This is a genomic window from Catellatospora sp. NPDC049111, from assembly GCF_040648615.1.
Lineage (GTDB): Bacteria > Actinomycetota > Actinomycetes > Mycobacteriales > Micromonosporaceae > Catellatospora > Catellatospora aurea.
This window is the reverse complement of record NZ_JBEZEB010000051.1, coordinates 1-16,645: the sequence shown is the minus strand read 5'-3', so window position 1 is coordinate 16,645 and position 16,645 is coordinate 1. Positions and strand designations below refer to the sequence as shown.

Below are 16,645 nucleotides of genomic sequence, written 5' to 3'. Positions count from 1 at the left end.
CAACACCACCGGCCACCGTCCTGCTACTGGACAGCAGCGAAGGCCACGACAAAGTCCTCGACGCGCTCCTACCGGTCGCCGCCGACAGCAACATCGGCGCAGTCCTGCTCGCCGCCCACCCAACCGCCGACACCATCACCGTCGACACCGACGGCACCACCAGCCGCGGCACCCGCCTGGCCACCCTCGACGCCGACAGCACGAGGCAACTGCTGGACATCACCAACCCGCCCACCAGCCACACACAACCCCCGGCCGCGCCGGCCGCCGACACCCAACCGCGCCCGCAGCCACCACAGCAGGCCTGCGACCGTACCCAGATAAAGATCATCGGGGTGCCGCGGATCCTCGACCGACACGGCCAACCCATCACCGGCCTACGCACCGCAGCCACCCAGACCATGGTCCTGCTCGCCATCGAGCGCACCCACATCGCCAAAACCGACCTGTGGGAACTGCTGTTCCCCGACGCGACCCTCCGACGCGCCGAAGAACGATTCGCCGTCACCATCGCCGACCTACGCAACGGAATCCGCCGAGCCAGCGCCGACCCCACCCGCAACGCCGTCCCCAACCCCGGCGGCCGCTACCGCCTCGACCCCGACCTCGTCGACGTCGACCTCTGGCAGTTCAACACCCACCTCGACGCCGCCGCCCAAACCACCGAACCCCAAACCAGGCAACACCACCTACGCCAAGCACTGGCTCTGCACACCGGGCTACTGGCCGAAGGCACCGATTACGACTGGATAGAACCTCACCAGAACGCCTTCACCAGCAAAGTGATGGACATCCTCGTAGCTCTCGCACAGATGAGCCCGACGCCCGCAGAGGCCGGCGAGTTGCTCGACCGGGCATGCGAACTGTCGCCAGCCAACACCGCCGTCTTCCGGCAGACGCTCCGAACCTGGCAAAAGGCTGGCCAACCAGACCGCACTCACGCAGCGATTGGCAGATACCAGGCCGCACTCGAGGAACTGGACGCTGTAACCGACCACGACACGGCCCGTCTCATCCAAGCCGCAGCCTCGGCTACCACAACGGCACCTGGATCGAAACGAGCCAGCCTGCCGACCTCGAGGACAGCAGCCGCCACGAATCCCCACCGGCGTCGGTGAGGCGCTCACGCGTCGGTACGGCAGCACTTCCGTTTCGGCCTCCCCAACGACCGCCATGCCCGTCCCGCCCCGGCGTGAACCTGCACCTCCCGGACGGCGCCTGGCGCCCGCCGGCCCTGACCGACAGCACCCTGCGCCGCCGCCCCAGGCCGACCGGGCCGCCTCCTGACCTCCCCGAACAAGCAGACCATTGCGGGCCGCATATCCGTTCCCCCCGGCCCGCGGCCCGTCGCTGGCATGATGAGCGCCCATGACCCCATCCGATGTGTACGAGGAACGCTACAGACCCGTTCCCAAGACGATCCTCGTCATCGCCGTCTGCTTCCTGTTCACCGCCGCCGCGCTGCTCGTGCCGCTCGAGGCGCTCACCCGCATCCTCACCCTGGCCCTGTTCGGCGTCGGCGGCGTCGTCATGCTCGTCGCCACGTTCAGCCGCAAGGTCGCCCTGCGCGTCGACGGCACCGGCATCACCCTGGGCGGCTCGCCGCTGCGCTACGCCGCCACCACAATCCACGTACCCTGGACCGAGGTCGAGGCGGTGGTGCTGTGGCGTCAGCAACTGGCCAAGAACCTGCCCTACGTCGGCGTGCTGCGACCGCGTGACGCGCCGCCTCTGCGCGGCACACCCACCAGCCCGGCGGCAAAACTGATGGCCGGTTTCGGCTACGCCGTCTCCGGCGCACCCGACCCGCGCCTGATCAGCACCGCCCGCGCTGTCAACGGCTGGCGGCTCGACCTCGACCGCCTCACGACCGCCGTGCACCACCACGCACCCGGCGTGGCCGTCCGCGACCTGCGCTGAGGAAAGTGGTTGGGGCCAAGCGCCGACAGGCCCTATCGTGCGCACCCATGGCCATCACCTTCACCTGGCGCGGCGGCTTCGACAACTCAGAGGTCGAGCACCTGCACGCCGCCGGGTTCGACCGCGAACCGTCCGCCCACGACTGGCGGGCCCAGGTCGACCGGCACAGCCTCGGCTGGGTCAACGCCCGCGACGGCGACCGCCTCGTCGGCTGGGTCAACGTCGCCCGGGACGGGTCAGGACACGCGTTCGTGCTCGACACCGTCGTCGCCGCGGACGCGCGCCGCCACGGCGTCGGCACCGGACTGATCGCCGAGGCGGCACGCCAAGCAGGCGCGGCCGGCTGCGAGTGGCTGCACGTCGACTTCGAGGAACACCTGCGCGGCTTCTACCTCGAAGCGTGCGGCTTCCGCCCCACCGCCGCCGGCCTGATCGCCCTACCGTCCACCTGAACAGCGGCCCTACTGGACATCGCCGCCGTACACGTCCTCGTCGGGGATCTCCGCCACGCTCTCGTCATAGATGGCGTCCATGAACTCGTCGTAGGCCGTCTCCGGCACCTCCGGCCCGGCCAGCACGTCCAGACCCTCCTCCGCGAACTCGTCCTCGCCCTCGGCGTGCCGAGGGCCGGGGACGAGCCCGGCTGCCGTAGCGGCCCCGGCCGACACGGCGCCGGTGCCCCCTGTGCGCTCCCACGCGGCCGTGTCCCGGTCGCTACGAGGGGGCGTGAGCCACCGGCGGTAGAAGCGGTCCTGTACACCCGCCAGGAACGCGGCGGCGGCCGCTTCGGCGTCGCCCGTGGCCACGTAGACGTCCGCGACCCGGGTCATCGTGCCGGGGGCGAGCTTGAGCTGCTTGGCGGTGATCGTGCGGACCGCGCGCGCCGTGTCGTTGCGGTCTTTCACGCTGAGCACCACGGCCCCGTCGGGCGGCGCGGTGGCGACCCACGCCCGGCGTACGCCGAAGTCCAGCTTGTCCAGCGAGTGCTTGCGCGGCTTCGGATCCTGCCCGGCGTTCCACTTCTCGAACCAGCGCTGGAACGTACGCCGGTCGACCCCCGCGATCTTGGCGCCCTTGGTGACACCGGCGGTACGCCGCAGTTCCTCCGCCTTCTCCCGGAACGTCATCGGAGGTTGCCGGACTTCGCGGCCCCGCATGATGTTGACCAGGCGGTCACCCAGCCCGCTCATTTCCCACTCTCATTTCCCGTGACGCGGCTCTTCCGGGTCGCCTTGTGCTTGTACGCCCCGAGCTTCATCCCGGTCGGGTCGAGATTCCAGCCGGCAGGAATCGCCGCGGTGCCGTCCTCGACATCGGAGGCATACCACACGTTGTCCACGTCGATCCACAGCGGCCAGCGGTTCTGTTCCCGGCCGGTCTTCCACATCTTGCGCCAGCGGTTGGCCCGGTCTGTGGCGATGATGGAGTACCACCAGTCCGGCCGGTGGATCCAGTTCGTTTCGCTGGCGAGCATGCCGAGCGTCTTGCGGCCGGCTTCCTTGAGCGCTTTGAGGACCCGGTCGGCGTCGCGCGGGTCGTCGCTGGCCCCGGCGGCGGCCGCGTAGGCGTCGCGCATCTTCCACGCCCAGGGCCGCAGCAGTTCCGACCCGGCGGAAACGCGGCTGTCCTTGATCCGCACCCCGCCGTAGACGCCTTCCTCCGTCAACTGCTGCAGCAGCGCGACCGTCGCGGTGGAGATCCAGCGCGGTCCTTTCTCCTGTGAATAGCCTGCCGGGTCCGGCATCCGCTTGTCGTTCCACGGCGACAGTTCGCACAGCCACCAGCCGCCCATCTTCGGGTCGAACTTGACCCCGCCCTGCTTCAGCTGCCACGGCGCGACGATGGCGTTGGCGGCGGCCGCGATGTAGGCGCGGTTCGCGTCGTAGGCGTGGGCGAACTTCATCCCGGACGCGGGAGCGCGGAAGTGCTCGGCGTGGAAGTCGTCCTCGAACCCGGGCACCAGTTCGATCTTGGGTTTCCATGTCGGCTGGAGTTTCTTCACGCCGACCGTCGTGACACTGCTGAGAACAGCCGTGCCGGCGATCCCGGTCGTGCCGTGGTACGCGCTGCCCGTCACCCGGTGCCACAGCGCCAGGGACGTCAAGGTGCCCATGCCGTCGGCGGGGTCGGGGTCGAGCAGCGGGAACGTCGCCGGTTCGATCGCGGGCAGGATCCCGACCCGCAACGTGAGCCCTTCGCGCCGGATCGTCGTCCAGTCCCCGAGCTTGCTCACCTGCCAGCCCTGCGACCGGATCTCGCGCAGCAGGTCGTGGTCGCCGGCGACGGCGGCCAGCTCGTCACGGGTCGTGGGCAGGCGCATCGCGCGGGCCGCGTCCAGGTCCACCATGACGACACCCTCGTCGTCGAACCGATCGGCCAGCCGGGCCGCCACCGACCCGAGACCCTGCTCGTAGACGCCCGGCGGGACCGGGTGGATGACCTCGCCATCCGTCATGAGCATGTCCGCCCCGAGTTGGACGGCTTTGTAGGCGGCTCCCATAGCCGGACACACTAGCCCCCGCGCGGGGCATGTTCACCAACCCGGCGACCGGCTGTCGCGGCCCTTGCGGGCGGCGGCAGAGTGCACGCATGCGTGATCCCGGTCCCCCGCAGGGCCGTCTGGCTCTGCGAAGCCCGCAGGATGTGCTCTGCCCGCACGCAGCCGCTGGCTGGTCCGTGCCGGCCGGGCCGCTCGACTGGACCTGCCACGACACCGCCGCGCACATCGCCCACGACCTCACCGCGTACGCGCCCCCGGCCCGCTGCCGCCCCCGCCGACGCCCACGCGCCCTGCGCCCTGACCGTGCCGCCCACGGCCGGCCCCGCGCAGCTGCTGCAGACCGTCACCGCAGCAGGCGGGCTGCCGGCCGCCGTGCTCGCCGCCGCCGACCCGGACGTGCGCGCCTGGCACTGGGCCCCGGCGACCCGAGCGGCTTCGCCGCGATGGGCACGGCCGAGACACCGCCGCACACCCACGACATCACCCGCAGTCTCGACCCGTCCTGGGCCATCGCGGGCGAGCTCGCCGCGCTGATCCTGCACCGGCTGTTGCCCGACGCTCCCGCCGGTGACCCTGCCGACGTGCTGCTGTGGTGCACCGGGCGTGGCGGCCTGCCCGGTCACCCCCGCCGCACCAGCTGGTCCTGGCGGGCCGCCCGCCCCTGACGCCGATGAGCTCGCCCACACGCCGCTGACGTCCGCCACGGCACGCCCGCAGGGGCTGCCCATGGGCGCCGAGAACGTGAAGACCCTGCTGCGCGCCGCCGTCGGCGGCCGAACAACTCGTGCATCGGTATGCCGCCTGCCTGCGCAAGGCGACCTGGCGGCCGTTGGCCGCAACCCGGCGACCGCATGACCGCTTCGACGGTGCGGTCCGCACCCTCACGGCAGACAGGCTGTGTCCGCTGGTCGATCTGAGCATCGTCAACGAATTCGACCGGTGCGAGCAGGCACCACCTCCGGCGCCACCCGCGCGACCGCAGACAACGGCGACCACCAACTGCCCATCGCGAACGCCTCGCCCAAAAGCCAACATGCTGCTGTCGGATCGAGGATCTCCGCCACTGCGCTGAGCGCCTGCGCCTGCAGGTTCGGGTTGGTGATGGATCGGGCGGCCTGCTCGGCGTCGGCGGCCAGCCGTCGTGCCCGGTCGGAGTCGCCGAGAGCGGCCGCTGCCTTGGCTGCCGCGGTCAGCGCCCGCGCCTGCTCGGTCGGGTGGGTGATGGACTGGGCGATCTGCGCGGCCCGGCCGGTGGTCACGGGTGGCGTACCTGCTCACCGGCGACCACCGCGCCGCCGAGGACCTGCCGCAGAATGCGTTGCTCACACTCGCGCTCGGCCGGCGCAAAGCCCGGATCGACACACCCGACGCTACTTGCACAAGATCCTCTACCGTGAGCACGTGTCCCGCCGGCGGCGCGGCGATCACCTGCGCAACGAGCATCTGAGCGAACCGATGCCGGAGCGCCCCGCCGGCCACGATCTCGCCGCCGGCGCCGGTCACGGCGACGGCCCAGCGTGCCCACCCCGGATAGGGACCTGACCAACCCGCGTTGGTGTCGACCGCGGTGCGCCCGCCGTCCCGACCGCTTCCATCTGGAATGTGACGCTCCTGCGCTCCACGGGTCCTGCGCCGTCGGGCGCAGCGGGTCATCGGCCCGCCGGTGCTCGCCGGCGGCGACCCCGGCCGCCACCGCGTCCGGGTCGCCGGCCGGCCGCGCCGCGGCGGCGGTGGTGCGCGGCGACACCCCGATGGCGGCGGCGGCCGTTTCGGCGAGCCGCGACGTGATCGCCGAACCGTTCGGCGACGGCAGCACCAGCCGCGCCGGTCCCGGCGCCGACCGGATCGCGGTCGGCGGCAGGCTGACCGGATGCCGTTCGTCGACTTCGCGACGGCCGACCTCCTGCAGCGCGTCGTGGCGCCGGGCGTACCGGGGAGGCGCTCGCGTCCCGCCGCGGGTGGGCCAGTTCCTGGACGCCGAGGCCGGTTGCGACGGTCGGCGCGGTGGTGAACGACAGGACGTCGACGACCGCGACCACGGCGGCGCCCGGGCTCACCGCGTCGGCGCCCTGCGGCCCCGGTCGGCGCGTACCCGGAATCCGCCCTGCTGGTACGGTCCCCCGGCGTGAACCCGTTCAGGGCTGCGGGTCCTGCAGGTCCACTGCGATGGCCGTCGGCTGCCCGGCGACGTTGCCGGCGGCGTCCAGTTCGACGGTGAACGCCGCGTTCAGCCGTTTGGCCCAGCGCGTCTCGGCCGGGGACAGCCACCCTTGGCGGCAAAGACGCGGACACGGGTTGCGTTACATATCCGGCCAGGGCGAACGCTAGTTGATCTCCGTGTCTCGCGGACGATCGTTACCGGACAAGATCACCGTGCCGCGCAGGGCCGTTGGCGCGTTTGGCCTATACCGACACGAAGGAGGAATCCGATGGACCAACAGGACAATGATCTTCTTGCCCGTGCGACGACGTTTGTGCTCGACCGCCTGGATGCCTGGGCGGTAGGCGATGAACGCCGGGTTGCCGAACTCGACGCAGCGTTGCCCGACGATCATCGGACGATCGTAGCCATCTGGTCCGCCGCGTTCGGGATCGCGCAGCAGACGCTCCATGTTCTCGACAGCGTCAACCCCGAGGTGGCCGAGCGGACGAGACAGAGCTTTCGTGACCAAACCGCTCAGGGGAACTACGGATTCTAGCGTTGACTCAGGAGCACGTCCGGATCGGTCAGGACGTAGGACCAGATGGCGAAGCTATGCGCCGCGGGCTGGGTCGACGGCTGCGGCCTGGCAGTCGCGAAGTTGAGCAGAGTCACCAGCCACTGAGCGCGCTTTACGTGGGCATGGAGAAGAGTGTGTAGAAGATCTTGAGTTGGTGCTTGAAGCCGAGTTCGTCTTCGCCCTCGCGCAGGTTCTCCAGGGTGATGCCGTCGATGTACAGACCGTCGTTGGCTGCTACCCAGGTCGCGGCCTCCGCGAAGATCTCGCGCAGGGTGTGGCCGTTGATGTAACAGGCTTTGGTCAAGCCGTCGTGGTCTTCGAGGACTTCGCTGCTCACCGGGGAACTGTAGCCGGATGAACGCGCGGATGGCCCGAAGTGCACGGGGGTACGGCGGGATGCGTCGCCCCGTCAAGGACCGTGCCGCCGCGCGGCGGTGAGGCCAGAGGAACCGTGCAGGGCATCGCGCTGGTGCAGGTCGGCGGGGTCGAGCTAGGGGAGGCGTTCGCAGAGGCATAGGGGAGCTGCTCCACGCGCGTGTTGCCGGGCGCGGTGTCGGCGTAGGAGGCTGGCGCGGTGACCGATGTGCTGCGCTGGGCCGATGTGTGCCTGCACGCTCTCCGCCCCACTGCTGACGACGTGCGGCGGATGGCCGACCACCCGGGCCGGTACGACTACGTTCCCGGGGTCCTGCGCTGCCACCTGCCCAACGACCACGACGGCCTGCACGAGGACCTGGCCGTGTTCGCCGAGCGGGAGATGGCGCAGCTGTGGATCCGCTGGGACCGGCGCGACGGTGTACGCGAGTGGGTGGTGGCGATGAACTGCCCGGACGGCGACGACCTGGACGACATCTGCGACCGTCCCGAGGCCCACGGCGGCGGCCGCCACGCCCGCCAGTACCGTCCGCAGGCGCCGTGGCCGTTCACCGACGAGCGCTGGCTGTGCACGCTCGTGCCCGGTGAGGACATCTCCGACGCGGTCGAGCAGGTCGTGTGGGCGCCGGTGTCCTGACCAGCCGGGCGAGTCAGTCCGGTTGGGCAACGCTGTCGGCGTAGGCCAAGCGATCGCGGCAAGGCCGCCGCCAGGAAGCTGCCCAGTCGCGGCCGCGGCCGGTGCCAGCGCAGAACGCGGCGACGTCGGCTGGCGCGGCGGTGACGGCGTCTACGTCGCGCGGCAGCGTCCAGGCGAGCCAGGCCGCTATGTCGCCGGCGTGCTCGGGCCGGGTACGCAGGTAGGTCGTGGCCATGTTCATCAGTTCCCCGTGGTCCACACTCATCCGCCGATCCTGCACCTCAATGGTCGTGCTTCGCACGCCTGTTCGCGTGTTCTGGCCGAGTGGCCGAGCTGCGGTGGGACGAGTGGCGGCGGTGCGTAGCATCGGCTGGTGCTTGCCGAGCGTTCGGAACTGCTGACCGTGGAGCGCGTGTTCGCGTGGGACCGCGGCGACGGCGCGGGGGCCTGGGCGGTCGTCGTGACGTGGACCGGCGAGCAGCGCGCCGGCGAGCTGGTGTGGTCACCGACGCGGGTCGCCGTCGACGGCGGCGGCGTGCCGCTGGCCGGGACGGAGATCTCGGCGGCACCGGTGGCCGAGGCGATCGAGGCGACCGCCCCGAGGGTGTGGCCGCTGGACTCCACGGCGGCCACGCCGCTGGGGGAGATCTGGGAGCAGCTGGGCGTGCGGGCGTACAACATCCTGATGCGCGCGGGCATCGACACGGTGGAGAAGTTGACGGCCACCAGCCAGGAGCGGATCGGCGAGCTGCCCCGGATGGGGCCGCAGACCCGCCAGCAGATCACCCGGGCGCTGGCTCACTACTGGCAGGCCACCGGCCGGTAGCGTTGCATCGGGGGTGCCCACCCCGCACAGTGGTGGCATGTTGAGTGAGCGGGATCTGGAGGCGGCCGAAGCGGCGGCGGCCGCCCGGGACTACGGCACCGTGCTGCGGATCCACCGGCAGGCCCACGGCTGGACCCTGGAGCAGGCCGCAGCCCGGCTCGGCTACTCCAAGTCGCAGCTCAGCCGCATGGAGACCGGCAACCGGAGGCTGGCCGACGTCGACGTGCTGCGGCGGCTGGCCGACGCGCTCGATGCGGCACCGCGGCTGTTCGGCCTCAACGGCCCCCGGGCCGACCGGCGGCAGGTGCTCGGCCAGTTCGCCGGGTGGGCCGGGCTGGCGCTGGTGCCGGTGCCCGCCCTGGCTGAGCAGGGCATCTCCGCCGGGCTCGACGACTTGTTGTTCGGGTTGCCCCGGTCGGCCGAGCCGGTCACCCTGCCCGAGCTGGGCAGGCGGATCACCGCCGCGCGCCGGGACCTGGACGTGTGCCGCTACCGGGAGCTTGCGGGGGTGCTGCCCGACCTGGTGCGCGCGGCTGCGGCGACCCGCGATGCCCGGCCGCTGGAGCAGCGCGGCCAGGCCAGCGTGCTACAGGCCACGTGACTGGTGACCGACTCTCGGCGCCCATGGGGCGTCCGTGGGTGCCGGTGGCGTCAGATGTACTTGGTCAATTTGTTGCGGGCCGCTTGGTCTGGGGCTTGCCGAAGGAGCGCCTGAGCCAGGGTCCTGCGTTCGTGGCGGTTGCCCATCTGGTCGAGGAGCCGAAAGACGCGGTCCATGCCCAACAGCAACAGCTTCGTGGGCTTCTTCTGCATCATGACGTTGGCCGCTGGGAAGATGACCTCGTCGGTACTGTGCGCGGCGACTTCGGTGAAGCTCTTGTCGCTGATCTCTCCCAGCATTACACCTGCCCGACTCGCGTCGAGGAGGGTCAGCCACCGGGCTGCGGTGGCCGCGTCGGTACGGTCCAGCCACGACGTTGCCGAACCGAAGAACTGGGGATTGTTGAGCAGGACGCTGACCTGCTCAAGGGGCATTAGCTCCACCATCCGGGTCTGCGTGGGCTGTGCGATGTCGCGCAGGAGAGGTTCACGCTCGACTGCGGGCAGCGTCCGCAGCAGCCGCAGCGCCTCGTGGGGCGGCATGTGCCCGAACAAGTCGTGGCGACCGGCACCCCACTTGTTCAGCAGCTTGCCAGCGACGTCGTCGGGCAGCAGTTCCAGCAGCGCCCCCTTGGCCGCCATCTTCGGCACGGCCTTGAGCAGGTTCACAGCCTTGCTCTCATCCATGCGCGCCAACACCTCGGCGGCGTGCGCCCGGCCCATCAGGGCGATGCGTTCGCCAGCCTCCTGCGGGCTCATCTTGGCCAGCGCGGTCCGGGCATGCTCGGCCGTCATTGCATCCAGTTCCTGCGCTGCCGCGGCAACGGGCATGACCGCCAGGTCGACGGCGTCGAACGTCGTCTGGGCGGGTGGCGCTGGTGGCGCTGTGCGTGGTGCGGGTATGGCCCGCGCCAGGCCGCGTTGGTCTTCCTTCAACCGCCGCCATGCCTTGATCCACGGCCTGAGGTCTTCGACGCCGCACGCCAGCAAGTACGTCTCCATGATCTCCTGCTTGGGCATGCGCTTGCCTTCAAGCAGGTCATGGGCCGTCGACGACGGCAGGTGCCTGCCCTTGGGCTGGACGCCAGCTGCGCGTTTCTTCAGATCCCGAAACGACGGCTCTCCGGCCCAGATCCGCACCCGCCGCAGCTCTCGGGTCAGATCGGCTAAACTCTGGATGGTTTCAGGCGAGGGTGTCTCATCGTCCACCTCCGACACCATGATCTTCCGCCTCCCATGCCTTCCGCGCCCGTCCGGGACTGTCCGCCGCTGTCCGGCGACGTCCGGCGTTGCCTTGCTGTCCGGCATCGTACGCGCACCTACCAGCTTCGCCGGGCATGTCCGTTGATCTTGTGCGCGCCGTGTCAGCCGCTCGATGCTTTCCAGCGTGGATCACCGATCCGCCGACACCGCTCCAGGTGTCGTGGACTCAAGGCCCCAAGGCTGGAGTGGAACAGAATGGAACAACCGGTTGGCGGCGGCCGCCCGCTGCTGAGCCTGCGGACTTTGATCATCGTTACGGCGGCGTGCATCGCCGCAGCGGTCGCCTACGACAAGGAGGGCTGGGTCGAGGCCGTCGGACTACTGTTCACCGTCGCGCTCGGCCTACACGCCCTACTTGAGGACGAACGTCGTTGATCTGGCTTCATCAGGTCCCACTCACCCGCCACACGTTCAGCCGCTGCCTCACGCTTAGGCTTTCAGAAGACGAAGGCCCCCCGGCGAGTGACTGGCGCGTGTCCGGCCGGCGCGGCGGTGCCCGATTCCTATGCTCAGCGCGTGACGTTTCTCGGCGGGCTCGCCACTGCGGTGGTGACATGGTTGGTGATCCATCTGCTGTTGAAGCCGTGGGTCGACGCGCGAAGCGAGGGCTTGACCGTTCGGCGCGAACTGGTCGGCCTGGTGGTGCAACTGTCGCTGTGCGCCTCGTGGATCGCCGAGGACCTGCCGCGCGACCTGGCCCCAACCATCCAGGAGCAGATCCGTGAGGACCGGCGGCGCAACTACGCCCGGATGCGAGAGCTGACCGAGCAGTTGTTCGACCAAGCGGGCGAGTACGCCGCGGTGTACCGCTGGCGCCACCGCGACATGGTGCTGCGGTACATCATGTGCGTGCGAGGGCTGATGATGTCGCGACGGACGCAGTCCGAGCAGGCCCGCGTGGTCAAGGAGCTCGGCATGCCGATGGCCACGCTGCTGGAGGCGCGACTGTTCAAGGTCGCTGCGATCGTGCCCGCCATGAACGAGGTCAAGAGAATCATCGAGCTCACAGGCGTCGACCGGTGGCAGGAGTCAGGACAGACGGCACCGCTGCCGACCGGCCGCGGATGACCAGCCCGATATGCCTGCTGTTACGGGTTAGCGAATCTACTACGCAGCACCCGGCGAAACGGACATCGGCCGGGTTGCGTTAGGGGTGTCGTGAAGGACTGCGACTGCTCGGAAGCCTCTGTGCCGGCGAGCGCCGCGAGGCCGACCTGATGCTGCGCCAGCTGGAGGACTGCCGGGCTCGCCCGCTTCGCGTAGCCGGGCGGCGGGCCCGGCGAATCCATCCGCCGCGAGCGGGGCTGTAGGGCTTGACCTGCGCCTATATGCTAGACGGTATCGAACACATGTTCGATACGGCATCCTTGGCTGCAGTCGCACGCACGCAGAAGTCCGTGATGGCCGCTGAAGCGCTTCGCACGCCAGCCGGGGTGCGTGTCGGTGCTGGCGACGTCGGGCGCGCGTTAGAGCTGGTCCGCGAGCGGGCCGCCGGGCGGCAGAACACGGCCGCGCTGCTGCAGCCGGTGTCGGACTGCGGCGGCCGCCGAGCAGACGCTGCGACCGGCCCCGGCGCTGCCGGTGGCTGACGAGTTCGCCGGGCTGCCGCCCTGGCGGGGACTGCGGCGCGGTGCGGTGGTGTCGGTGACCGACTCGGCGATGCTGCTGCTGGCGCTGATCGGCCAGGCTTCGGCGCAGGGGTCGTGGTGCGCGGCGGTGGGCTATCCGAGCCTGGGTATGGCGGCCGCGGCGGAGTCCGGCGTAGCCCTGGACCGCTTCGCGCTGGTGCCGCACCCGGGGGATCGCTGGGCCGACGTGGCTGCGGCGCTGATCGACGGCTTCGACGTAGTGATACTGGCCCCGCCCACACCTCCGGGCAATCGGCTGGCCGCCAGCCTGACCGCGCGAGCACGCCAACGGGGCACGGTCCTGCTGCCACCCTCGCGGACTGGCCGGGTGCCGACCTGACGGTGTCGGTGGACGGGCGGCGCTGGCACGGCCTGGGGACCGGCTACGGCCGGTTGCGCTACGTCGACCTGGACGTCAGCTCCCGTGGCCGTGGCGCTGCCGGGCGGCCGCGCCAGGCCACGGTCCGCCTGCCGCTGGGCGCCGGGCCGCGCTGCCCGAGCCCTCACCGAGCAGCCACGCCGTCGCTACGCGCCGTCTGACAAGCTGCCCCGGTCACTCCATGTCGCCGCAGGCCAGCGCGGAGCGGGTGGCGTTCCAGCACAGCTCGCCGTCGGCCAGCACGCTCACGGCTCCGCCGGGGGTGATCTGCACGGTGCGGGTCTGGGTGACGCCGCGGCGGGTGAAGGTCGCCTGAGTTTTGCCGGGGGTGAGCGTGACGACGTCGGCCAGGCCGCCTGCCTCGTACTGGTTGTCGGCCTGCTCCAGGATGATCTTCGGGTAGGTGATGATCTGCCAGGTGACGTCGGTCGCGCCGAGGGCGTCCAAGTCGGAGTAGCCGGTGGGGGACAGGTCGGTGCTGCCGGCGCAGGTGTCGAGGGTGGCGCGGATCTGGGCGCTGATCTGCTCGACGGCTTCGGGCCGGGCGGTCAGCTGCAGCGTGACGCTAGTCGTCGTGTCGAGGCTGTGCTGGCCGGCGTGCACGGCCAGGGTGGTCGGCGCGGCTGCGAACAGCGGGTCGTCGCTGGGCGCGGTGACGGTGTAGAGCCCGGGTGGTGCCTAGACCGCGCCGTCGGTGCCGGAGGTGCGGGGCGCGGCGATGGTGCGCACGTCGGCTCCGCCGAGGCGGGCCTGCTTGACGACGGGGCTGACGACGTCGACCGGGGCGGTGATCCCGGCTCCCAGCGACCAGGGCCGCACGGGGCCGGCGCGGTCGCGGTGTACCTCGATGGACGCCTCGACCAGGGTGGCACCGACGCGGTAGGTGACCGCGACAGAGGCGGTCGACCGGTTCGGGCGACGGGTGTCGTCGGTGGCCCGGCCGTAGATGACCTCGCCGATCGTCACGTCGTCCGGTGGGGTGTAGCCGGTGGCCAGCCCGTCATCGGCCAGCGCGCCGACGCCGCCGGCCAGGTCCCGGGCGGCGGCGGTGTCGTGGGCGGCCAGCGCCGCGAACCAGTCGTGCACGGGCTGTTCGGGCGGGTAGAACACGGTCTGCCCGCTCCACAGCGCCACACCGGTGCCGGCCACCACCGCGGCGAGGGCGGCGGCCAGGCGATGCGGGCGCGGCGGGTCCGTGGGCGCCACCGCAGCAGCGCGGCGGCGTGCCAGCGCGCTCGCCGGGCAGGCTGGGGGCGCGGAGGGCTGCGGGTCGTCGACGGGCAGGGGGTGGCCGCAGGCGCGGCAGAACTTCGACGCGGTGACGGTCGCGGCGGTGGAGCAGTTCGGGCAGACGCGGGTCATGCGCTCACCGGCGCCCGGGTCGGGGTCCAGCCGGTGATCTGCTGGTAGGCGGGCACGATCCGGCCGGGGGCGTCTGCACGAGCAGCGGCGGGTCCGAGCGGTACCACAACCATGCCTGCAGGCGGGGCAGCTGCTGCAGCGACTGGACGGGCAGCGCGGGCCGGTAGGCGTAGCCGATCGCGTGCTGGCGGCCCTCGTGGTCGCGGCCGACAAGGCGGCCGGGCTGCTGCGGCTCATGCGCGGGTCGAGGCCGTCGCCTGCGGCTCGCGGAACTCCCCGGCCGGGACAATGCTGCTGTGAGCAGGCCCGTTGACCTTCGACCCGCAGATGCTCACGCGCCGTACTTTACGATCGCGCCGGCCAACTTCGGTGGCGGCCCATTCAGGGCGGCGCTGGAACGCCGGTCCACCGGTCATCAGGATCATCAGCGGTACCTGGTCGCTGATCACGAACACCTGCACCGCTACCGCTGGAGCTGTGCCCCCTGCTCGGTCGTCCTAGCGGTGGTCGACGTCGACGCCGGCGGATATCGGCGGCCCAGATAGGACCGGATGAGCTGGTCGTCCGGCTCACCTGGGCCGATCGGGTGTGACCTCCCGATGCACTGGCGCAACCGTGCGCCGCTGCTTGGTCAGATACCGGCCCTGCAGCACCTCGCGGATGACCGCCTCCACCGGCTCGGGCAGCCGGTCACGCTGCTCGAAGCCGCTGATCAGCCGTTTGGTGGATCTCTGGGGGTGGCACGCCGTTCGTCCCTGGCCAGCTGGGTGACTGCATGTCGGGGTCGCGGTACCCTGGCCACATGGCGACCAGCGGCACCTCCGACACCCGCGACGACACCGCGGCGTTGCTCGCTGCCGTCGGTATCGAGGTAACCGATGCGGGTAAGGCCCGCGCTCGTCGCCGCCTGGCCGCTGCGGCCAGCCAGCGCACCCCGCAGCGGCGCCAAGAGTGGCGGGCGCAACTGGGCCTGTCGACCGCCGACGCCGCGTGAGCGACCGTCCGGTCCGGGTCATCCTGGACGCTGGGGCTATCAAGGCGTTTACTCTTGGCTCGATCGACGTCGGCGAGGTGATCGCCGAGGTAGCCGATGAGGGTGCCGCCGTGGGCCTGCCGATCCTTTGTCTTGTGGAAGCTGCGCGTAGTGTCGCTGACACCGACCGGCTTGACCTGCTCGCCGACCATAGCGCCGTCGTGGTTCTGTCCCCGTGGCCCACGGACTGGCGGGCTCTCGCGGTCACGTGCGACATTGTCGGCCGTCTGGACGCCGCGTCGGCCGTACTTGCGGCGTACGACCTGGACTGCTCGGTGCTGACCAACCAGCCCGGCCTTTATGCGGGCCTGGCCGATGGTGGCCCGATCATCCCGTTCTGACCTGAGAGTCAGCTACGCCCCGGTTGTGCCCGGCCGTCACTGGCTGATCGGTGTGACGATGGCGCGACCATATGGTCGTTGACCTGCAGCTGCTGCCGCATCAGCACCGTGCCGTCTTCGGCACGCAGGATGACCAGCTCGCCCGCCTGTGTGGTAGGCGACGAAGTCGGCGTGGACGTCGAGCGCAGTTGCTGGATGGTCGGCGTCGAAGACTCACCGCGGCGGTCGCAGCCGCTGGTGCCGTTCGCCAGCAGCGGCAGGGTGGGGTGGAAGGCGAGCGGTTGAACGGCCACCGCGTAGTCACCTGGACCAGGCAGGTGAGATTGCCTGAGTGGTAGCCCCGGTTGGATGCCAACCCCGATTCGACGGCGATGGGTCGGAGACATCGCGACTGTGCCATTGCGGCGGGCCAAGCGACCGCGATCAGCAGATACGCCATGACGCGCGGCCGCCGATCTCGCAGAACGGGCCTGCGCCCAACACCCGCTCCACCCGGACCTTGAACACGCTCACCGGATGCTGGCTGACTCAATCCATTTGATCGTGACGACATCCTGCCGTCACGCACTTCCGCACAGCAAGCACCATCGCTGCCGTTCCCGACCGATTCGAAGGCAAGGAAAACCGGTCGGCGAGAGCCTCCCCGGCAAGCCTCTACAGGCGTTCTCCGCAGTACCCGAACCTCAGCTCGACTATCAGATTAGGAATACCGGTAATCCAATAATAGCAACGGTTCTGACGACTCCGGACCGAAGGGCCGGCCAGCTCGGCCCCGAAGGGGCCGAAGTGTCAAAGCTAGGGATTGGACGGCCAGAAGGTAGGGTGACTCGCATGAGCTAACTAGGTGCCGAAGGCACCGTCCCGAAGGGACAGAGCAACTGAACAGACTTCGCTTCGCGAACAGATCCCACGAAGTGGGATCCCCGGCCCGAAGGGCCGGATCCTGAGCGGAGCGAAGGGGGGCGGCCGCCGCCTACGCGCAGCGCTCCGCAACGACGACCGGCCGGATCTCGACCCCGACAACGACGCGACGCGCGTCGGGCAGACGGCAACCGAGACGG

General features: G+C 70.5%; 27 protein-coding genes. 16 read left to right on the top strand and 11 right to left on the bottom strand.

Annotation, left to right across the window (positions count from 1 at the left end; genetic code table 11):
• Positions 1-68: 68 nt before the first annotated feature.
• Positions 69-359 (bottom strand): hypothetical protein, encoded by a 291-nt coding sequence (locus AB0B66_RS38430; protein WP_360539628.1) that lies wholly within the window; start codon positions 357-359, stop codon positions 69-71.
• A 42-nt stretch (positions 360-401) separates the two neighbouring features.
• Between AB0B66_RS38430 and AB0B66_RS38425 the strand changes: the two genes are divergently transcribed.
• The 3 genes from AB0B66_RS38425 (at position 402) to AB0B66_RS38415 (ending at position 2,372) form a co-directional block, all read left to right on the top strand.
• Positions 402-1,118 carry a bacterial transcriptional activator domain-containing protein gene (locus AB0B66_RS38425; protein WP_360539626.1) on the top strand — a complete coding sequence of 239 codons (717 nt, stop codon included), beginning with the start codon at positions 402-404 and terminating at the stop codon, positions 1,116-1,118.
• A 250-nt stretch (positions 1,119-1,368) separates the two neighbouring features.
• Positions 1,369-1,920, top strand: coding sequence for a hypothetical protein (locus AB0B66_RS38420; protein WP_360539624.1), 552 nt, complete (start codon positions 1,369-1,371; stop codon positions 1,918-1,920).
• Between the two features lie 47 nt (positions 1,921-1,967).
• Positions 1,968-2,372, top strand: a complete 405-nt coding sequence (locus AB0B66_RS38415) for a GNAT family N-acetyltransferase (protein WP_360539622.1) — start codon at positions 1,968-1,970, stop codon at positions 2,370-2,372.
• A 9-nt stretch (positions 2,373-2,381) separates the two neighbouring features.
• Here the strand turns inward: AB0B66_RS38415 and AB0B66_RS38410 are convergent, their stop codons facing one another.
• Together AB0B66_RS38410 and AB0B66_RS38405 are read right to left on the bottom strand one after the other, a co-directional pair.
• Entirely contained in the window at positions 2,382-3,110 is a 729-nt protein-coding gene (locus AB0B66_RS38410) for a hypothetical protein (protein WP_360539620.1), read from the bottom strand.
• A complete protein-coding gene (locus AB0B66_RS38405; protein ID WP_360539618.1) occupies positions 3,107-4,420 on the bottom strand; it encodes a hypothetical protein in 1,314 nt (437 codons plus the stop codon). The genes AB0B66_RS38410 and AB0B66_RS38405 overlap by 4 nt, the downstream gene beginning before the upstream one ends.
• Positions 4,421-4,509: 89 nt before the next feature.
• On the opposite strand from AB0B66_RS38405, the gene AB0B66_RS38400 reads away from it, so the two are divergent.
• Together AB0B66_RS38400 and AB0B66_RS38395 are read left to right on the top strand one after the other, a co-directional pair.
• Positions 4,510-5,085, top strand: a complete 576-nt coding sequence (locus tag AB0B66_RS38400; RefSeq protein ID WP_360539616.1) for a hypothetical protein — start codon at positions 4,510-4,512, stop codon at positions 5,083-5,085.
• 61 nt (positions 5,086-5,146) lie between these two features.
• Positions 5,147-5,275 (top strand): hypothetical protein, encoded by a 129-nt coding sequence (locus tag AB0B66_RS38395; protein ID WP_360539614.1) that lies wholly within the window; start codon positions 5,147-5,149, stop codon positions 5,273-5,275.
• Between the two features lie 68 nt (positions 5,276-5,343).
• Here AB0B66_RS38395 and AB0B66_RS38390 read toward each other — a convergent pair whose 3' ends face one another.
• Positions 5,344-5,679, bottom strand: a complete 336-nt coding sequence (locus AB0B66_RS38390; protein ID WP_360539612.1) for a hypothetical protein — start codon at positions 5,677-5,679, stop codon at positions 5,344-5,346.
• Between the two features lie 2 nt (positions 5,680-5,681).
• On the opposite strand from AB0B66_RS38390, the gene AB0B66_RS38385 reads away from it, so the two are divergent.
• Complete coding sequence (locus AB0B66_RS38385) at positions 5,682-5,867, top strand: hypothetical protein (RefSeq protein WP_360539611.1); 186 nt, start codon at positions 5,682-5,684, stop codon at positions 5,865-5,867.
• A gap of 982 nt (positions 5,868-6,849) precedes the next feature.
• A complete protein-coding gene (locus AB0B66_RS38380) occupies positions 6,850-7,119 on the top strand; it encodes a hypothetical protein (protein WP_360539609.1) in 270 nt (89 codons plus the stop codon).
• A 133-nt stretch (positions 7,120-7,252) separates the two neighbouring features.
• Here the strand turns inward: AB0B66_RS38380 and AB0B66_RS38375 are convergent, their stop codons facing one another.
• Positions 7,253-7,477, bottom strand: a complete 225-nt coding sequence (locus tag AB0B66_RS38375; RefSeq protein WP_360539607.1) for a hypothetical protein — start codon at positions 7,475-7,477, stop codon at positions 7,253-7,255.
• A 237-nt stretch (positions 7,478-7,714) separates the two neighbouring features.
• Between AB0B66_RS38375 and AB0B66_RS38370 the strand changes: the two genes are divergently transcribed.
• Positions 7,715-8,152, top strand: coding sequence for a hypothetical protein (locus tag AB0B66_RS38370; protein ID WP_360539605.1), 438 nt, complete (start codon positions 7,715-7,717; stop codon positions 8,150-8,152).
• Positions 8,153-8,165: 13 nt separating this feature from the next.
• Here the strand turns inward: AB0B66_RS38370 and AB0B66_RS38365 are convergent, their stop codons facing one another.
• The gene (locus AB0B66_RS38365) at positions 8,166-8,417 is read right to left on the bottom strand and encodes a hypothetical protein (protein ID WP_360539603.1); all 252 of its coding nucleotides are present in this window, start codon (positions 8,415-8,417) and stop codon (positions 8,166-8,168) included.
• A gap of 108 nt (positions 8,418-8,525) precedes the next feature.
• Between AB0B66_RS38365 and AB0B66_RS38360 the strand changes: the two genes are divergently transcribed.
• Both AB0B66_RS38360 and AB0B66_RS38355 read left to right on the top strand, forming a co-directional pair.
• The gene (locus AB0B66_RS38360) at positions 8,526-8,978 is read left to right on the top strand and encodes a DNA-directed RNA polymerase subunit alpha C-terminal domain-containing protein (RefSeq protein WP_360539601.1); all 453 of its coding nucleotides are present in this window, start codon (positions 8,526-8,528) and stop codon (positions 8,976-8,978) included.
• 37 nt (positions 8,979-9,015) lie between these two features.
• Positions 9,016-9,579 carry a helix-turn-helix transcriptional regulator gene (locus AB0B66_RS38355; protein ID WP_360539599.1) on the top strand — a complete coding sequence of 188 codons (564 nt, stop codon included), beginning with the start codon at positions 9,016-9,018 and terminating at the stop codon, positions 9,577-9,579.
• Between the two features lie 50 nt (positions 9,580-9,629).
• On the opposite strand, the gene AB0B66_RS38350 is transcribed toward AB0B66_RS38355, so the two are convergent.
• Positions 9,630-10,787: a hypothetical protein gene (locus AB0B66_RS38350; RefSeq protein WP_360539597.1), complete on the bottom strand. Its 1,158-nt coding sequence runs from the start codon at positions 10,785-10,787 to the stop codon at positions 9,630-9,632.
• 249 nt (positions 10,788-11,036) lie between these two features.
• Between AB0B66_RS38350 and AB0B66_RS38345 the strand changes: the two genes are divergently transcribed.
• The 4 genes from AB0B66_RS38345 to AB0B66_RS38330 all read left to right on the top strand — a co-directional run bounded on the left by AB0B66_RS38345 (position 11,037) and on the right by AB0B66_RS38330 (position 13,009).
• A complete protein-coding gene (locus AB0B66_RS38345; protein WP_360539595.1) occupies positions 11,037-11,216 on the top strand; it encodes a hypothetical protein in 180 nt (59 codons plus the stop codon).
• Between the two features lie 141 nt (positions 11,217-11,357).
• Entirely contained in the window at positions 11,358-11,909 is a 552-nt protein-coding gene (locus AB0B66_RS38340; RefSeq protein WP_360539593.1) for a hypothetical protein, read from the top strand.
• A 513-nt stretch (positions 11,910-12,422) separates the two neighbouring features.
• The gene (locus AB0B66_RS38335) at positions 12,423-12,809 is read left to right on the top strand and encodes a hypothetical protein (protein ID WP_360539591.1); all 387 of its coding nucleotides are present in this window, start codon (positions 12,423-12,425) and stop codon (positions 12,807-12,809) included.
• Between the two features lie 2 nt (positions 12,810-12,811).
• On the top strand, positions 12,812-13,009 hold the full coding sequence (locus AB0B66_RS38330; protein WP_360539589.1) for a hypothetical protein: 198 nt from the start codon (positions 12,812-12,814) through the stop codon (positions 13,007-13,009).
• A gap of 13 nt (positions 13,010-13,022) precedes the next feature.
• On the opposite strand, the gene AB0B66_RS38325 is transcribed toward AB0B66_RS38330, so the two are convergent.
• From AB0B66_RS38325 to AB0B66_RS38315, 3 genes are all read right to left on the bottom strand, one after another.
• The gene (locus tag AB0B66_RS38325; protein ID WP_360539587.1) at positions 13,023-13,451 is read right to left on the bottom strand and encodes a hypothetical protein; all 429 of its coding nucleotides are present in this window, start codon (positions 13,449-13,451) and stop codon (positions 13,023-13,025) included.
• A 75-nt stretch (positions 13,452-13,526) separates the two neighbouring features.
• Entirely contained in the window at positions 13,527-14,210 is a 684-nt protein-coding gene (locus AB0B66_RS38320; protein ID WP_360539585.1) for a hypothetical protein, read from the bottom strand.
• A 233-nt stretch (positions 14,211-14,443) separates the two neighbouring features.
• Entirely contained in the window at positions 14,444-14,671 is a 228-nt protein-coding gene (locus AB0B66_RS38315; protein ID WP_360539583.1) for a hypothetical protein, read from the bottom strand.
• A gap of 341 nt (positions 14,672-15,012) precedes the next feature.
• Between AB0B66_RS38315 and AB0B66_RS38310 the strand changes: the two genes are divergently transcribed.
• Together AB0B66_RS38310 and AB0B66_RS38305 are read left to right on the top strand one after the other, a co-directional pair.
• Complete coding sequence (locus AB0B66_RS38310) at positions 15,013-15,204, top strand: hypothetical protein (RefSeq protein ID WP_360539581.1); 192 nt, start codon at positions 15,013-15,015, stop codon at positions 15,202-15,204.
• Entirely contained in the window at positions 15,201-15,584 is a 384-nt protein-coding gene (locus AB0B66_RS38305) for a hypothetical protein (protein ID WP_360539579.1), read from the top strand. Before AB0B66_RS38310 ends, AB0B66_RS38305 begins: the two co-directional genes overlap by 4 nt.
• A gap of 8 nt (positions 15,585-15,592) precedes the next feature.
• On the opposite strand, the gene AB0B66_RS38300 is transcribed toward AB0B66_RS38305, so the two are convergent.
• Positions 15,593-15,877: a hypothetical protein gene (locus tag AB0B66_RS38300; RefSeq protein ID WP_360539577.1), complete on the bottom strand. Its 285-nt coding sequence runs from the start codon at positions 15,875-15,877 to the stop codon at positions 15,593-15,595.
• Between the last annotated feature and the right edge of the window lie 768 nt (positions 15,878-16,645).

What these genes read in the sequence shown, in the direction of transcription:
- AB0B66_RS38365 (WP_360539603.1), bottom strand. Translation starts at nt 8,417, where the DNA reads ATGAGTGTGGACCACGGGGAACTGATGAACATGGCCACGACCTACCTG.
- AB0B66_RS38345 (WP_360539595.1), top strand. Translation starts at nt 11,037, where the DNA reads ATGGAACAACCGGTTGGCGGCGGCCGCCCGCTGCTGAGCCTGCGGACT.
- AB0B66_RS38425 (WP_360539626.1), top strand. Translation starts at nt 402, where the DNA reads ATGGTCCTGCTCGCCATCGAGCGCACCCACATCGCCAAAACCGACCTG.
- AB0B66_RS38355 (WP_360539599.1), top strand. Translation starts at nt 9,016, where the DNA reads ATGTTGAGTGAGCGGGATCTGGAGGCGGCCGAAGCGGCGGCGGCCGCC.
- AB0B66_RS38415 (WP_360539622.1), top strand. Translation starts at nt 1,968, where the DNA reads ATGGCCATCACCTTCACCTGGCGCGGCGGCTTCGACAACTCAGAGGTC.
- AB0B66_RS38380 (WP_360539609.1), top strand. Translation starts at nt 6,850, where the DNA reads ATGGACCAACAGGACAATGATCTTCTTGCCCGTGCGACGACGTTTGTG.
- AB0B66_RS38320 (WP_360539585.1), bottom strand. Translation starts at nt 14,210, where the DNA reads ATGACCCGCGTCTGCCCGAACTGCTCCACCGCCGCGACCGTCACCGCG.
- AB0B66_RS38410 (WP_360539620.1), bottom strand. Translation starts at nt 3,110, where the DNA reads ATGAGCGGGCTGGGTGACCGCCTGGTCAACATCATGCGGGGCCGCGAA.
- AB0B66_RS38400 (WP_360539616.1), top strand. Translation starts at nt 4,510, where the DNA reads ATGCGTGATCCCGGTCCCCCGCAGGGCCGTCTGGCTCTGCGAAGCCCG.
- AB0B66_RS38405 (WP_360539618.1), bottom strand. Translation starts at nt 4,420, where the DNA reads ATGGGAGCCGCCTACAAAGCCGTCCAACTCGGGGCGGACATGCTCATG.
- AB0B66_RS38310 (WP_360539581.1), top strand. Translation starts at nt 15,013, where the DNA reads ATGGCGACCAGCGGCACCTCCGACACCCGCGACGACACCGCGGCGTTG.
- AB0B66_RS38395 (WP_360539614.1), top strand. Translation starts at nt 5,147, where the DNA reads ATGGGCGCCGAGAACGTGAAGACCCTGCTGCGCGCCGCCGTCGGCGGC.
- AB0B66_RS38420 (WP_360539624.1), top strand. Translation starts at nt 1,369, where the DNA reads ATGACCCCATCCGATGTGTACGAGGAACGCTACAGACCCGTTCCCAAG.